Raw genomic sequence first — 15,268 nt, forward strand, 5'->3', positions numbered from 1 at the left:
TTGGCTGAGCAACGCATCCGCCAGAACACGGAAGTCACCTTGCACTTTGCACTGCGCCTGGAGAACGGCGACACCGTCGACAGCACCTTCGACAAAGCCCCGGCGACCTTCCAGGTCGGCGACGGCAACCTGCTACCCGGGTTCGAAGCGGCGCTGTTCGGCTTCAAGGCTGGCGACAAACGTACCCTGACGATTCAGCCGGAAAACGCGTTTGGCCAACCCAACCCGCAAAACGTACAGATCATCCCGCGCTCGCAGTTCAAGGACATGGAACTGTCGCCTGGCTTGCTGGTGATCTTCAACGATGCGGCGAATACTGAGCTGCCGGGCGTGGTGAAAGAGTTCGATGACGAGCAAGTGACCATCGACTTCAACCACCCGCTGGCCGGCAAGACATTGACCTTTGACGTCGAGATCATCAACGTCAAATCGCTGTAACAGTTCCACCGGCTTTCTGTAGGAGCGAGCTTGCTCGCGATGGTCGTTAACGATAACGCGTAAACCCTGGAGTCATGCGGCGCCTACTCGTTTTTCTCGAGCAAGCTCGCTCCTACAGGACACGACGAGGCACAGCATGCAAATCAAACTCGCCAACCCCCGTGGCTTTTGCGCCGGTGTGGACCGGGCGATCGAAATCGTCAACCGCGCCCTGGAAGTCTTCGGGCCGCCGATCTATGTGCGCCACGAAGTGGTACACAACAAGTTCGTCGTCGAAGACCTGCGTGCGCGTGGGGCGATATTCGTCGAAGAACTGGATCAGGTGCCAGATGACGTCATCGTGATCTTCAGCGCTCACGGCGTTTCCCAGGCGGTGCGCACCGAAGCGGCTGGCCGCGGCTTGAAAGTGTTCGACGCGACCTGCCCGCTGGTGACCAAGGTGCACATCGAAGTCGCGCGTTACAGCCGTGACGGACGTGAGTGCATCCTCATCGGCCACGCCGGTCACCCGGAAGTCGAAGGCACCATGGGCCAGTACGATGGCAGCAATGGTGGCGCCATCTACCTGGTCGAGGACGAGAAAGACGTCGCCGCGTTGCAGGTCAACAACCCTGAAAAACTGGCGTTCGTGACCCAGACCACCCTTTCCATGGACGATACCAGTCGCGTCATCGACGCCCTGCGTGCGCGCTTCCCGGCCATCGGTGGCCCACGCAAGGACGACATTTGCTACGCGACGCAAAACCGTCAGGACGCGGTCAAGCAACTGGCCGATGAATGCGATGTGGTGTTGGTGGTCGGCAGCCCGAACAGCTCCAACTCCAACCGTCTGCGTGAACTGGCTGAACGCATGGCCACTCCGGCCTACCTGATCGACGGTGCCGAAGACCTGCAAAAGAGCTGGTTCGACGGTGTCGAGCGCATCGGTATCACCGCAGGTGCCTCGGCACCGGAAGTGCTGGTGCGCGGCGTGATCCAGCAACTCCAGGCCTGGGGCGCTACCGGTGCCGACGAGTTGGCCGGGCGCGAAGAAAACATCACCTTCTCCATGCCTAAAGAGCTACGCGTCCGTTCGCTGCTCTGAGTGTCTGCCTCCCTCGCATAACGCCTGCGTAGCCTTGGTGCTGCGCAGGCTGACGCGACCGCTGGGGGCGAGAACCACTTGCAGTACGCTCAGCGAATTGCGTGCGTCGCAAAAGTGTATTGTCCCTGCCCGAAAGGCTCCTGAGCCTAATAACGGTTCGCCCAGTCCGCTGAATCTTATGATTGTCCTCACCGGTCGATTGCCAACGATCGGCACGGGCGTCTGCGCGCTGCGCTCGAGCAGCAACGGGTTGTCGCTGTCTTCAGGGCCCTTGCCGCTGACGTCCACAATAATCCGCCAGCCTTGGCTCCAATCGCCGTTGATGCTGTACATCGCAACGGTCTGATTACGCGCGATCGCTTCGCTTCTGGCGCTGCGTATACCGCCGACCAGAGACCTCGCCGCCTCTTCGCGATGGTTCGATTGTGTCAGTGCCGCAAACGCCGGACTGACCAGCAGCAGAACAATCCCGGCAATTGTCAGTCCCATGAGCAGTTCGATCAGGCTGAAGCCTCGTTGATGCATGCATTTTTCCTCCGTGAATGTGCAGCGGCTCGCGCAATCCGTGCGGGTGCCATGGCAAAACAAACGAACGCCAGCGGGTCGAATGTTCTAGCGTGTAGATGCAGGTATAGCCGACGGCTAGGGAGGGCACCGATGGATCATCGTACAAAAGGTTTCACGCTGATCGAGTTGCTGGTCACGCTCGCGGTCTTTTTGATCCTGATCACCCTGGCCGTTCCAGCGTTCACTCGTTCGGTCCAAAGCACCAAGGCCGACACCGAGATCGGCGACCTGCAACGAGGGTTGAATTTCGCCCGGCTGGAAGCCATCGATCGCGGGATTACCACACGGCTACGTCCCACGGCGGGCGGCAGCGTCTGGACCGGGGAGCTGACGGTCTACGACAGTACTGGCACTCCGGCCAATGTATTGCGGGTTGTTCCAGCGATGAGCAGCGGCGCCACTCTGACGCTACCCTCAGGAGTGACCGCCATTGATTTCAACAATCTCGGCGGATTGGCGGCACCGTCCACGGTGGTGTCGATCAATTATGCATTGGGGGCGCAAAGCAGAACGCTGAATGTGTGTCTGAACGGACGAATCGTATTGGGTGGAAATTGCGGATGAGGGAACGGAGCAAGTGTGCACAGGAGGGCATGACGCTGATCGAAGTCCTGGTGGCGTTGGTGATACTGAGTGTCGGGCTATTGGGGGCGGCGGCGATTCAGCTCAACGCGCTGAAGTACACGGACAGCTCGCGGATGACCAGCCAGGCGAGTTTTATCGCCTACGACATGATGGACCGCATACGCGCCAACTCCGGCGCTGATTACACCATTACACCACCAACCTCGGGCAATCTGAGCGTCGCCCGGGATCAGGACCTCTACGACTTCAGCTCCAACATCGTCAATTTCCTCGGTACCACCGCGACGGGCAGCGTGACCCTCAATCAGCGGGTGTACACCATCACCATTACCTGGGACGACTCGCGGGCGGCCAACATCGCCAATACCCGCCGCAGCTTCGTGCTGACCAGCCGTGCCACCGTCGACCCGGTATCGACACCGTGAACCGGCCTAGCAGAGGTTTCGGCCTGATCGAAATGCTGATCGCCCTGGCACTGAGCCTGATCGTGGTGCTCGGCGTGGCGCAGATTTTCATCGCGGCCAAAAACACCTACGTCAGCCAGAACGCCTCGGCCGGCATGCAGGAAGATGCGCGTTTTGCGCTGAGCAAGCTCATTCAGGAAATCCGCATGGTGGGAATGTTCGGCTGCCTGGGGACGATCACCGACGCCAGCGCGGGCGCGAGTTTCAGTGCCAGCCAGATCGCACCGATCACTTGGGATAACGCCAACCTCAAACTGACCCTGGTCACCGCCGATGTGGGTGGGAGTGGCGGCACGCCGACCTGGACAGTGGTCTCCGATTGCCGAAACACGGCGGCGGCTTACTCCAATCAGCAGACGCCCGCGACGGGACAGCTGGCATTTCCGATTCGGCGCCTGATCTACAGCCTCAAGAACGGTCAGCTGACGATGGGCAGCGGCGTCGGGACGCCGGCTCAGGCGGTACTGGTCGACAACGTCAGTGCCTTCAACGTGAGCTTCGGCCTCGCCGCTTCGGCCACCGATACCGCCGCGTCCAGCTACAGCACCAACCCATCGGACCCGGCACGAATCCGCAGCGTGCGCCTGACGTTGACGCTCACTGACCCGAACAAACGGGTGCGCGATCAAACCTTCAACGTGGTTGCCGCTTTGCGCAACCGCCTGCCATGAGGAGAGGGTCGATGAGGTTCTCGCCCATTACCGCAAACGCCCAGCGCGGCATGGCGCTGTTGGTCAGTCTGGTGTTCCTGTTATTGCTGACATTGATCGGTCTTTCATCGATGCAGAACGCGACCCTGCAGGAAAAAATGGCCAACAGCGTGACCCTGCGCAATCAATCGTTTCAGGCGGCCGAAGCTGCGCTGCGCATCGGAGAAAGCGCGGTGCAACTGGACACCTTCGCGCTGTCGGTGTGCAGCGGGACCACTCAATGCGCCCCACCGGCCGAGTCATCCTTGATCACCGCAGGCGGGTTCAATTCCACCTCGGGCGTGACCTGGATTGCGGCTGGCGGTGGTTTTTACGGCGTGCAAAACATCGGTACGACGCTGACCGCCGTGAATGTGCCGAGCAACACCTCCGCGACGCTGTATCGGGTGACGGCAGTGGCCATCGTGGGCAACAACGTCCGCAGTGTCGTGGAGAGTATTTATGCGAAGTACTGAGAAGCGCGCCGGGTTTTGGCAGTTGTTGTGTGGCGTGCTGCTGGGGCTTTATCTCTCGGCGCCGGCCTATGCCTTCACCCCTTCGGATTCGCCTTTGTTGAGCGCGGCAGCGGTTGCGCCAAACGTCATGCTGATGATTGATGACTCGGGGAGCATGAACAGCATCATCTGGGCGACGGGCTTCGATCCGACCATTACCAATCGCCCGCAGGTGACGATCTGCAGTTCAGACTTCTCCTGTCTGGGCGGTCAAAACCTCGACATGACCGATACCAATGTCTTTCTGTCGAGCCTGAATCGCGGTGGTTGTGCATCGGGTTACTACGGGTTTTACGCCGGTTTTCTGGGGCTCAATTCCTTTTGCCTGAAACTGCCCGATCCAGTGGGTAACCAGAACACGCGTTACTCGGCGAACTACCTGTCTTACCTGAGCAATCTGGCCAACTACTCGACCAAGGATTTCACTACTGGCGCGATCCCCACGGATTACCGGATGAACGTCGCGCGCAAGGTGTCCACCGATCTGGTCGCCAGCAACCGCGCATTGCGCATTGGCCTGGCAACGTTCAATCCGGCCACCAGCAACAACCCCGGCAATGGCGGCTACATCGCTCGCGCTATCAGCGATCTGTCGGACCAGACCAACTACAATGCACTGATCGCCTCGATCAATGGCCTGAGTGCGGTCGCCAACACGCCACTGGCGGAAACCTATTACGAAGTAACACGGTACTTGCGTGGCATGGCGCCGTACTACAACTCGACGCCCGCTACCTACACCAGTCCGATCCAGTACCGCTGCCAGAAAAACTACGGTGTGGTCATCACCGACGGCCTGCCGACCTACGACCGAACCTTCCCGACCAACGACCCCTTGGGCGGTACCCGGCTTCCCAACTGGGATGGGGTGAACAATGACGGCCCGAACCTCAATGGCGATGACGAGGGGGACACCCTTTATCTGGATGACATCGCCAAGTTCGCCTTCGATATCGACATGCGCAGTACCGGTGTCGACCTCGCGAACAAGAGCTGGAACGCGGCAGATTTTCCGAAACAGAACATGAACACCTACACCGTGGGGTTCACCACCGCCAACCAGATGTTGTCGGACGCGGCCAGTTACGGGCAGGGCAAGTACTATCAGGCGACGGACAGTGCCGGTCTCAACACCGCATTGTCATCAGCCTTGAGCGACATCACGTCCAAGGCCGGGTCAGGCGGGAGTGGCACCACCAGCAGCGCGGTCGTGGGCGTCGGTTCTTCTTACTATCAGACCAGTTACGACCCCAAGGACTGGCGGGGCACGATCAAGTCCTTCGGGTTCACCTCCACGGGGGCGGTCAATACCGCGTCGGTGCAGTGGACCACCGACACCGCCATCGTCCCTGGCGCAACAGCGCCGATTTACCAGTCCTGGAACACTGCCAACAATGTTCCTGTCACGCTGAACTACATCAATTTCGCCACGGCGCAGCAGACGGCGCTGAGTCAGGGCCTTCCAACCGGCATCACCGGCACCGATCTGGTGGAGTGGAGCAAGGGCACCAACAAAGCAGGGCTGAAGGTACGCAGCGTGCTGCTGGGCGACATCATCAACTCACCGTTGGTGCTGGCTTCGCCGACAGACAAAACCGCGTCCGATCTGGTGAGCGACACCAGCTACAGCACCTATTTGACCACCAAAAAAGCCACCAACATGAACGCCAGTCTGGTGGTGAGCGGGAATGACGGGTTCGTCAGCGTCATCAATTCGGGGAACGGAGCGAGACGCTATGCCTACATGCCCTCCAGTGTCCTGCCTTCGCTGCGTTACATCGCCGATACCGCCTACATCAATGGCGTCAGCCACAAGTTTCTGGTGGACGGTCAGGTCGGGGTGTTCGATGCCCAACTCAACAGTGCCTGGAAAACCCTCGCGCTGGGCGGGACGGGCGCTGGCGGCAAGACATTTTATGCACTGCAGTTATTCGACGCTTCGGCAGGCAACGTGATCAAGGCGCTGTGGGAAATCAGCGCGCCGGCCACTCCAAACCCGGCGAACGCTTTCAATGACCTGGGTTATGCCTACGCTCGTCCAGAAGTGGCACGCTTGGCCGATGGGCGCTGGGCGGCGTTCATCTCCAATGGCTATGGCAGCAACTCCGGCGTCGCGGCGTTGTACGTGGTGGATGTCAACGATGGGTCATTGATCAAGAAAATCGTTATCGACAGCACCGAGACCACCAATGGCTTGTCCTCGGTTAAGCTCAAGGTCAACTCGCAAAATGTGGTACAGGCGGCCTACGGCGGAGACCTCAAAGGGCGGTTGTGGAAGTTTGATTTGAGCAGCACGACGACTGACGCCTGGGGCTTGGCGTTTGCTGGCAAACCGCTGTTCACCACGGCCGGTGGCGCCACCCAGCCGATCACTGCGCAGCCGTTACTGGCCGATAATTCCCTGGGCGGCAAGGAAGTGTTTTTCGGCACCGGCAAGTTCAACGAAACGGCGGACAAGACCAACAAGGATCTTCAGGCGTTCTACGCGGTGTGGGACGCGGACGGTGGCTCCGGGCAGATCACCACGTCCAGTTTGCAGATCCAGTCGGTGACAGGTGTGTTCTCGGGAAGCGCAGTGCAATTCATCACCACCAGCCAGAACGAGGTGACCTATCCGGCGGAGAAAGGCTGGTATCTGCCATTGGTCTACAACAACGCGCTGACCGGTGAGCGGGTAATCAACCAGGCGGCGTTGATACTGGGCCGGATCGTATTTACCACCGCCAGTGTCGACACCACAGACCCGTGCGCCAGTTTTGGCACCGGCAAACTGGTCGAGCTGGATGCGTTCAGCGGTAAGATGCTCAACTATGCGGTGCTCGACACCAATGGCGATGGTCTGGTCGACGGTAACGATACGATTTCCAGCGGGGTGATCTTTACCGGTGGCATCCCGACATTGAACGCCATCGTCAACGGCGCGGCGCGCAAGGTCGTGAATGATTCCAGTGGCGGCATCAGCACACTGGTGGAAAAATCCGGCGGCGGCAGCCGTCGCATCATGTGGCGACAAATACAGTAAGTGAGAGTTGAGGAATGCGCAGATCCAACCGAGGTTTTACCCTGATCGAAATCATGATCGTGATTGCGATCATCGGGATCGTCATCACCATTGGCTACCCGAGCCTCACTGAATACGTGAAAAAGGGGCGTCGTGCCGAAGTGGTCGGCGTGCTGTCCGAGCAGGCGCAAACGCTTGAGCGGTTCTACTCGAACAAAAATGTCTACACCGGCGCCACCGGCCTCAGCGCCGGTACCGATTTCTACACCATTACACCGACGCTGACCGACCAGACGTTCCTGCTGACGGCCGTGCGCAAGGCCGGCGCCATGGCGTCGGACAAGTGTGGCGATTTCACCCTGACCAACACCGGTGTCAGAAGCATGGTCAATGCAACGGCCGGCTTGACCACCAAGGATTGCTGGGGTCGCTGAGTTTGCTTTTTTGGCGCCCTTTGCGCCTCTGTCTATTTATCGGTTGGATCAGAACATGACCATGCAACAGCAAGTGGTGATTGTCGGCGGTGGGGTGATTGGCCTGCTGACGGCGTTCAATCTCGCGTCCGACGTGCAGAGTGTTGTGCTGCTGGATCGCTCCAATGTCGGCCAGGAATCGTCCTGGGCCGGAGGCGGCATTGTTTCGCCGCTCTATCCATGGCGCTACAGCCCGGCGGTCACTGCGCTGGCCCATTGGTCCCAGGATTTTTATCCACAGCTGGGTGAGCGGCTATTTGCAGCCACCGGTGTCGATCCTGAAGTCCACACCACCGGGTTGTACTGGCTGGACCTGGATGACGAAGCCGAGGCGCTGGCCTGGGCCGAGCGCGAGAACCGCCCGCTCACGCCTGTGGATATCTCGGCCGCGCATGATGCGGTGCCGGTATTGGGAGCCGGGTTTGCCCGGGCAATCTACATGGCCGATGTGGCCAACGTGCGCAATCCGCGACTGGTGAAATCCCTCAAGGCTGCACTGCTGGCGCTGCCGAACGTGACGATTCATGAGCAATGCGAAGTCAGCGGGTTTGTCCGCGAAGGCGATCAGGTGGTTGGTGTGCAAACCTCGGTGGGCGCGATCCGCGGCGATCAGGTGGTGCTGACGGCGGGTGCCTGGAGTGGAGATCTGTTGAAAGGCCTGGGGCTGGAGTTGCCGGTCGAGCCCGTGAAGGGGCAGATGATTCTCTACAAGTGCTCGGCCGATTTTTTGCCAAGCATGGTCCTGGCCAAGGGGCGTTATGCCATTCCCCGGCGCGACGGGCACATTCTGATTGGCAGTACGCTGGAGCATGAAGGCTACGACAAGACGCCGACCCCGTCGGCGCTGGAGAGTCTGAAAGCGTCGGCGGTGGAGTTGATTCCTGCGCTGGCGGATGCCGAACTCGTGGGGCATTGGGCCGGGCTGCGTCCGGGTTCGCCTGAAGGCATTCCCTATATCGGTCGGGTGCCGGGGTTTGATGGGCTTTGGCTAAATTGCGGGCATTACCGTAACGGGCTGGTGCTGGCGCCGGCATCGTGTCAGTTGTTTGCAGACGTGATGCTGGGGCGTGAGCCGATTATTGATCCGGCGCCGTATGCGCCGGCCGGGCGTATTTAACCTTTAGAGATTGATCGCCTGACCGATCGCCATCGCGAGCAGGCTCGCTCCCACAGAATGCACACCACCAAACACTGTAGGAGCGAGCTTGCTCGCGATGGGGCCCTCAATCCAACCCGAGCTTCTTCAGCCTGTAGCGCATCGACCTGAATGAAAGATTCAACCGCTGGGCCGCAGCCGTGCGGTTCCAGCGGGTTTCTTCCAGCGCCTGAAGAATCAATTTGCGCTCGACGTTTTCCAGATAGTCTTCCAGGTTATCGATCTGCGTCAGGTCCGGCGCACCGCCTTCGGCAGCGCAATTGCCTTCCGCCAGTCGAAGATCGCTGGCTTCGATCTGTTTGTTTTCGCACAACGTGTGAGCCCGTTCGAGCACGTTCTCCAGTTCTCGCACATTGCCCGGGAAGCGGTAGCTTTTCAGTGCGTCGAGGGCCTGTGGGTGGAGTTTGGCCGCGGGGTGGCCGCTGCCCGCCGCCAGTCGTTTGAGCACATGGCTGGCCAAAGGCTCAATGTCGTCCCGGCGTTCGCGCAAGGGTGGAACCCGCAACTCGATCACATTCAGCCGGTAGTACAAATCCTGACGAAAACGCTCCGCCGCGACTTCCGCGTCGAGGTCTTTGTGGGTGGCGCAAAGGATGCGCACATCGACCACGATTTCCTGCTGCCCGCCGACACACCGGATGGCTTTTTCCTGAATGGCCCGCAGCATTTTGACCTGCATCGCCAGCGGCAAATCGGCAACTTCGTCGAGGAACAACGTGCCGCCATTGGCCGCCTGGAACAGCCCGGGCTTGTCTTCAATGGCGCCGCTGAAGCTGCCTTTGCGGTGACCGAAAAACTCGCTCTCCATCAATTCTGACGGGATTGCTCCACAGTTCACCGGGATAAACGGCTGGTTGGCGCGAGGCCCTTGTTCATGGATCAGTCGAGCGACCAGTTCCTTGCCGCTGCCAGACTCGCCGCTGATGTACACCGGCGCCTGGCTGCGCGCCAGTTTGTCGATGTGTTTGCGCAGGTTGCGCATGGGCAACGAGTCGCCCAGTAAACGGCGATCAATGGTTTGACTGGCGCCACCGGGCGCGGGCAGGCGCAGGGCGCTGGTAACCAGCTCTCGCAGGCGTGTGAGGTCGACCGGTTTGGTCAGGAAGTCGAAGGCGCCGGCCTTGAGTGCGTTGATCGCCGTTTCCAGGCTGCCGTAGGCGGTGATCATTGCTACCGGGAGCTGTGGATAACGTTGCTGGATGTGTTGCACCAGCTCAAGACCGGTGCCATCGGGCAGGCGCATGTCGGTCAGGCACAGGTCGAAGGTTTCCCGAGACAGCAGCGATTGGGCTTCGCCAAGGTTGCGGGCACTGAAGGTGTCTAGTTTCATCCGTCCCAGGGTGATTTCCAGGAGTTCGCGGATATCCGGTTCATCGTCGACGATCAGGATTTTCTGCCGTGGGCTCATGTTCAACTTTGTTTCCGTCCGTGAGCAAAGGTGATGCGAAAGCAGCCGCCGTCTTGGCGTGGTTTGAAGTCTAGGCGCGCCTGGTTGCTTTCGCACAGCTCACGGGACAGATAAAGCCCCAGGCCTGTGCCTTGGGTGCTCGTGGTGAAGAAGGGTTCGAACAAGTGCACCTGGTGGTCCGGTGCGACGCCGGGGCCGTCGTCCAGGACGTCGAGGATCGGCAGTTGACTGTCCGGGTCGACAAACAACTCGAGCCAGACTTGCGCATCGTCGTGGCTCAGCGCGCTGTGACGCCATGCGTTGCGCACCAGGTTGTCGAGTATCTGGCCCAGTTGGTTCGGGTCCATCAGGGTTTTGAAATCTCCCGAGCCGATGTGCAGGTGGATCTGCTGGCGCTCGCTCGCGCTGTCACGGGTTTCTGTGACGAACCGTTCCAGCCACGGCTTCAGTTCAAGCCGTTGCGGTACGGTTTGCTGGCGGCGGGAGAGTTGCAGGACGTTTTCGATGACTCGATTCATTCGCTGAGAGTGGTCTTGAACAATTTGTGTCAGACGTCGGTCCGCACTGTTCAGTTCCTCTGATTCCAGTAATAGCTGTGCGGCGTGACTGATGGCGCCCAGCGGATTGCGGATTTCATGGGCGATGCTGGCGGTCAGGCGGCCGAGGGCGACGAGTTTCAGTTGCTGGGCCTGTTGCACGATCTGCGCGAGGTCTTCGAGGAAGACCAGCGTCTGGTGATGCGGGTTCTGGTCCAGGGCAATGAAGCTGGGTTGCAGCTCCAGGCCATTACTGGCGATCTTCAGGCTTTGGGGGCGCAAGATTGGATTGTTCAGCCACAGTTGCAGTCGTTCGACGAGGGGAGGGCAGTGGTCGTCGATCCGTTGGTTTTCGAGGCTGCCGAGACCCAGCAACGTCAAGGCGCTGTGGTTGGCCAGTTGCACTCGCCGCTGGTTGTCGAGCACCAGAATGCCGGTGCGCATGCGTTGCAGGATTAGCGCGTTGAGGGTTTCGAGACCGACGACTTCACTGGCCCGCTGCTCGGCCAGCGTTTCGCTGACATCCAGGCGCCGTATCAGGGCTTGCACCAGCAATGCCGCGGCAAAACACAAAGCGCCCAGGGTGCCGGCTTGCAGATAATCGTTAGGGCTGGTGGGGTGGCTGAAACTTAACAGAAAGCTCAGCCCGACAATGCCAAGCGCTCCGATTGCCGCAATCAACAAACCGATTCGGCTTCGCAGCAAGGTGTTGCCGATGGCCACCGATACGATCAGCAAGTTGCCGATGGCGCTGGCCACGCCTCCTGCAGCGTAGAACAGGCCACACAGCAACAAGACGTCGACCAGCACCAGGCCGAACAATTGCACCGGGTGCCGGGTGTTCTCGAAAAAGACCACCAGCAGGATATTCAGGACCAGGTACAACCAGCTGCCACTGCGCAGCAGGTCGCCATCGGCGAAGCTCAGCAACTGGTTGTCCATGTTGCTGGAGATCAGCAACACCAGGGTGATGCCGATGCTTAAACGGTAGAGGTGATAGAGGCGCAGCAGTCGCTGGGCCGGTCTGTTGCCGGGACTGGACGTCTCAGCGATCACTGGAACCCGGGCCTTGCTCAAGGTGAGCCTGGCTGCAATACCACTGTTGTTGGAGATTCAGCGCGCGGTCGCGGGGCAGGTGGACGCCGCAATGAGCGCAACGGACCATGGGGGCCGCTTCCAGCTCGGGGGAGGACTTGGGCGCGGACGCCTGGCCCTTGAACTTGCGCCAGAACCATACCGCAGCGGCAATCAGAGCGATCCAGAACAATAAACGAAGCATGGTGAGCTGCTATTTGATTAATGATTCAGCAGTTTAGCCAAGGACGGGTCAGGCGCACAGCGTATTCATTCACCCGAAAAAGCAGGCAATAAAAAGGGAGGCTCGAGAGCCTCCCTTTTGCACAACCCGACGAATCAGTCGAACACGCCGAAGGTCATGTAGCTGAACCACGAACGGTCGCTGTTGTTGCCTTCCGCTTCGTGATTTTCTTCTTCGATCACGTCGCCATTGCCATCTTTAGGCTTGAGCTCGCTTGGTATCGCGTCCTTGGCGTCCTGGAACTGCTTCTGCACGTCCTGGTTGGCGCGGGTTTCGCCCGGCGGCAGCGGCGGACGGGATTCGATCAGGCCCAGGGTCGCCTTGCTCAACCACGAACGGTTGTCGGCTTCGGCTACCGACGGCACGAACTGACCGTCCACCAGGCTTGGGTGGTTCGGGTAGTTGAGCTTCAGGGTTTCGAGGCTGGTGGCCGCCAGTTCGTCCAGGTGCAGACGCTGGTAAGACTCGGTCATCACCGCCAGGCCGTCACCGACCGAAGGGGTTTCCTGGAAGTTTTCCACTACATAGCGACCACGGTTCGCGGCAGCCACATAGGCCTGACGGGTCAGGTAGTAGTCGGCAACGTGAATCTCGTAGGCTGCCAGCAGGTTGCGCAAGTAGATCATGCGCTGCTTGGCGTCCGGCGAATAGCGGCTGTTCGGGAAGCGGCTGGTCAGCTGGGCGAACTCGTTGTAGGAGTCGCGGGCAGCACCCGGGTCACGCTTGGTCATGTCCAGCGGCAGGAAACGCGACAGCAGGCCGACGTCCTGGTCGAAAGAGGTCAGGCCCTTGAGGTAATAGGCGTAATCCACGTTCGGATGCTGTGGGTGCAAACGAATGAAACGCTCGGCAGCGGACTTCGCAGCCTCTGGCTCGGTGTTCTTGTAGTTAGCGTAAATGAGCTCGAGTTGAGCCTGATCAGCATAGCGACCGAACGGGTAACGCGACTCCAGCGCCTTCAGCTTGGCTGTGGCGGCGGTGTAGCTATTGTTGTCCAGATCTTGCTGAGCCTGCTGGTACAGCTCGACTTCGCTAAGGTTTTCGTCTACGACTTCCTTCGATGAGCAAGCAGCGGTCAATGCGAGGATGGCGATCAGCAGCAGGTGTTTCACTTGCATGGCGGCTTGCGTCCCTATGACGGCCGCTGTCTTGGGCGGGGCCGTCCTGTTATGATGAGCGCCCCGTTGAATAGCCTCGGGGCAAAAGACGCCGTATTTAACCACAAGCGCGCAGCCGAAACCAAAGGCTGTGCCGACGCCTAGTCTGAGCATGTCCGATAAAATTGAACTTCGCGCAGAGGTGCCGTCCGAATTGGGCGGCCAACGCCTCGATCAAGTCGCCGCACAATTATTCGCTGAGCACTCGCGCTCGCGCCTTTCCGCCTGGATCAAAGACGGCCGCCTGACTGTGGATGGGGCGGTTATCCGCCCGCGAGACATCGTTCACGGTGGCGCCATTCTTGAGCTGACTGCCGAGCAGGAAGCTCAGGGCGAATGGATCGCTCAAGACATCGAGCTGGACATCGTCTACGAAGACGACGACATCCTGGTGATCAACAAGCCTGCGGGCCTGGTGGTGCATCCGGCTGCCGGTCACGCTGATGGCACCTTGCTCAACGCCTTGCTGCACCACGTGCCGGACATTATCAATGTGCCCCGCGCCGGTATCGTGCACCGTCTGGACAAGGACACCACCGGTCTGATGGTGGTGGCCAAGACCATTCAGGCGCAGACGCAGCTGGTAACACAGTTGCAGAGCCGCAGCGTCAGCCGCATCTACGAGTGCATCGTAATCGGTGTCGTGACGGCGGGTGGCAAGATCAACGCGCCGATCGGTCGTCACGGCCAGCAACGCCAGCGAATGGCCGTGATGGAAGGTGGCAAGCAGGCCGTCAGCCATTACCGCGTGCTCGAGCGTTTCCGTTCCCACACTCACGTGCGGGTGAAGCTGGAAACCGGTCGTACGCACCAGATTCGCGTGCACATGGCCCACATCAACTACCCGTTGGTCGGAGACCCAGCCTACGGCGGTCGTTTCCGTATTCCGCCAGCGGCCAGCCAGACCATGGTCGATTCCTTGAAGACGTTCCCGCGTCAGGCACTGCACGCGCGGTTCCTGGAGCTGGATCACCCGACCACCGGTAAACGCATGAGCTGGGAGTCGCCACTGCCGGACGATTTCGTCTGGTTGCTGACCCTGCTCAAGCAAGACCGTGAGGCGTTCATCGGATGAGTGACTGGCTGATTCCCGACTGGCCCGCGCCTGCCGGGGTGAAAGCCTGCGTGACCACCCGTGCGGGCGGCGTCAGTCTGGCGCCGTTCGACAGCCTCAACCTCGGCGATCACGTCGACGACAGCCCTGAAGCCGTTGCCGAGAATCGCCGTCGTTTGACCGATCATTTCAACATTCAACCGGCCTGGCTGCAGCAGGTTCACGGCATCGTCGTGGCCCACGCGGATCCGGGGGTTACGGCGACCGCCGATGCCAGCTGGACAGCAACACCGGGTATCGCCTGCGCGGCAATGACCGCTGATTGCCTGCCGGCGCTGTTTTGCGACCGCGCCGGTACTCGCGTAGCCGCGGCCCATGCCGGTTGGCGCGGTCTGGCGGCGGGTGTGCTGGAAGCGACCCTCGACAGTCTGGACGTGCCACCTGCCGAGGTGTTGGTCTGGCTCGGCCCGGCCATCGGCCCGCAAGTTTTTGAAGTCGGCCCGGAAGTGCGTGAAACCTTCATTCAGCAACTGCCTGAAGCTGCCGAAGCTTTTGTGCCAAGTGCGAATGCTGGCAAATTCATAGCTGATATCTACGCGCTGGCGCGTCTGCGTCTGGCTGCTCGCGGCGTCACCGCTGTTTATGGCGGCGGATTCTGCACCGTGACCGATCCACGCTTCTTTTCTTACCGCCGCAGTCCTCGCACCGGTCGGTTTGCCTCCCTTATTTGGCTCGAACGCTAAACTCCTCTGACCTGCGTCAACTGTGCGACGCTTGAAACTCCCAGAATCGACCGCATCTATAACGGTATCTGGCAGGTTTC

At 60.1% G+C, this 15,268-nt stretch carries 16 protein-coding genes; 11 read left to right on the forward strand and 5 right to left on the reverse strand.

The window, feature by feature from the left end; translation table 11 throughout:
* Entirely contained in the window at positions 1-438 is a 438-nt protein-coding gene (gene fkpB / locus EJA72_RS01140; RefSeq protein WP_178128963.1) for an FKBP-type peptidyl-prolyl cis-trans isomerase, read from the forward strand.
* 136 nt (positions 439-574) lie between these two features.
* The gene (gene ispH / locus EJA72_RS01145; RefSeq protein WP_150747772.1) at positions 575-1,522 is read left to right on the forward strand and encodes a 4-hydroxy-3-methylbut-2-enyl diphosphate reductase; all 948 of its coding nucleotides are present in this window, start codon (positions 575-577) and stop codon (positions 1,520-1,522) included.
* On the opposite strand, the gene EJA72_RS01150 is transcribed toward ispH, so the two are convergent.
* Entirely contained in the window at positions 1,499-2,047 is a 549-nt protein-coding gene (locus EJA72_RS01150) for a GspH/FimT family pseudopilin (protein ID WP_157709716.1), read from the reverse strand. The genes ispH and EJA72_RS01150 overlap by 24 nt on opposite strands.
* A gap of 132 nt (positions 2,048-2,179) precedes the next feature.
* Between EJA72_RS01150 and EJA72_RS01155 the strand changes: the two genes are divergently transcribed.
* The 7 genes from EJA72_RS01155 to thiO are packed head-to-tail and all read left to right on the forward strand — an operon-like array spanning position 2,180 to position 8,933.
* Entirely contained in the window at positions 2,180-2,653 is a 474-nt protein-coding gene (locus EJA72_RS01155; RefSeq protein ID WP_157709717.1) for a GspH/FimT family pseudopilin, read from the forward strand.
* Positions 2,650-3,099, forward strand: coding sequence for a type IV pilus modification protein PilV (gene pilV / locus EJA72_RS01160; RefSeq protein ID WP_157709718.1), 450 nt, complete (start codon positions 2,650-2,652; stop codon positions 3,097-3,099). The genes EJA72_RS01155 and pilV overlap by 4 nt, the downstream gene beginning before the upstream one ends.
* On the forward strand, positions 3,096-3,809 hold the full coding sequence (locus tag EJA72_RS01165; protein ID WP_178128956.1) for a prepilin-type N-terminal cleavage/methylation domain-containing protein: 714 nt from the start codon (positions 3,096-3,098) through the stop codon (positions 3,807-3,809). The genes pilV and EJA72_RS01165 overlap by 4 nt, the downstream gene beginning before the upstream one ends.
* Positions 3,810-3,820: 11 nt before the next feature.
* Complete coding sequence (locus EJA72_RS01170) at positions 3,821-4,303, forward strand: PilX N-terminal domain-containing pilus assembly protein (protein WP_157709719.1); 483 nt, start codon at positions 3,821-3,823, stop codon at positions 4,301-4,303.
* Positions 4,290-7,364 carry a pilus assembly protein gene (locus tag EJA72_RS01175; protein ID WP_157709720.1) on the forward strand — a complete coding sequence of 1,025 codons (3,075 nt, stop codon included), beginning with the start codon at positions 4,290-4,292 and terminating at the stop codon, positions 7,362-7,364. The genes EJA72_RS01170 and EJA72_RS01175 overlap by 14 nt, the downstream gene beginning before the upstream one ends.
* 14 nt (positions 7,365-7,378) lie before the next feature.
* A complete protein-coding gene (locus tag EJA72_RS01180; protein ID WP_157709721.1) occupies positions 7,379-7,777 on the forward strand; it encodes a type IV pilin protein in 399 nt (132 codons plus the stop codon).
* A gap of 55 nt (positions 7,778-7,832) precedes the next feature.
* Positions 7,833-8,933, forward strand: coding sequence for a glycine oxidase ThiO (gene thiO, locus EJA72_RS01185; protein ID WP_157709722.1), 1,101 nt, complete (start codon positions 7,833-7,835; stop codon positions 8,931-8,933).
* Between the two features lie 106 nt (positions 8,934-9,039).
* Here the strand turns inward: thiO and EJA72_RS01190 are convergent, their stop codons facing one another.
* The 4 genes from EJA72_RS01190 to EJA72_RS01205 form a co-directional block, all read right to left on the reverse strand.
* A complete protein-coding gene (locus EJA72_RS01190; protein WP_157709767.1) occupies positions 9,040-10,380 on the reverse strand; it encodes a sigma-54 dependent transcriptional regulator in 1,341 nt (446 codons plus the stop codon).
* 2 nt (positions 10,381-10,382) lie between these two features.
* Complete coding sequence (locus EJA72_RS01195) at positions 10,383-11,972, reverse strand: ATP-binding protein (RefSeq protein WP_178128957.1); 1,590 nt, start codon at positions 11,970-11,972, stop codon at positions 10,383-10,385.
* Positions 11,962-12,195, reverse strand: coding sequence for a PP0621 family protein (locus tag EJA72_RS01200; protein ID WP_157709724.1), 234 nt, complete (start codon positions 12,193-12,195; stop codon positions 11,962-11,964). The genes EJA72_RS01195 and EJA72_RS01200 overlap by 11 nt, the downstream gene beginning before the upstream one ends.
* A 134-nt stretch (positions 12,196-12,329) precedes the next feature.
* Positions 12,330-13,352, reverse strand: a complete 1,023-nt coding sequence (locus EJA72_RS01205; protein WP_157709725.1) for an outer membrane protein assembly factor BamD — start codon at positions 13,350-13,352, stop codon at positions 12,330-12,332.
* Positions 13,353-13,503: 151 nt separating this feature from the next.
* Between EJA72_RS01205 and rluD the strand changes: the two genes are divergently transcribed.
* Together rluD and pgeF are read left to right on the forward strand one after the other, a co-directional pair.
* On the forward strand, positions 13,504-14,466 hold the full coding sequence (rluD, locus tag EJA72_RS01210; RefSeq protein WP_008028788.1) for a 23S rRNA pseudouridine(1911/1915/1917) synthase RluD: 963 nt from the start codon (positions 13,504-13,506) through the stop codon (positions 14,464-14,466).
* Complete coding sequence (gene pgeF, locus EJA72_RS01215; RefSeq protein WP_157709726.1) at positions 14,463-15,188, forward strand: peptidoglycan editing factor PgeF; 726 nt, start codon at positions 14,463-14,465, stop codon at positions 15,186-15,188. Before rluD ends, pgeF begins: the two co-directional genes overlap by 4 nt.
* The last annotated feature ends 80 nt before the right edge of the window (positions 15,189-15,268 follow it).

This window comes from Pseudomonas sp. PB120 (genome assembly GCF_009761815.1).
Classification (GTDB): Bacteria; Pseudomonadota; Gammaproteobacteria; order Pseudomonadales; family Pseudomonadaceae; genus Aquipseudomonas.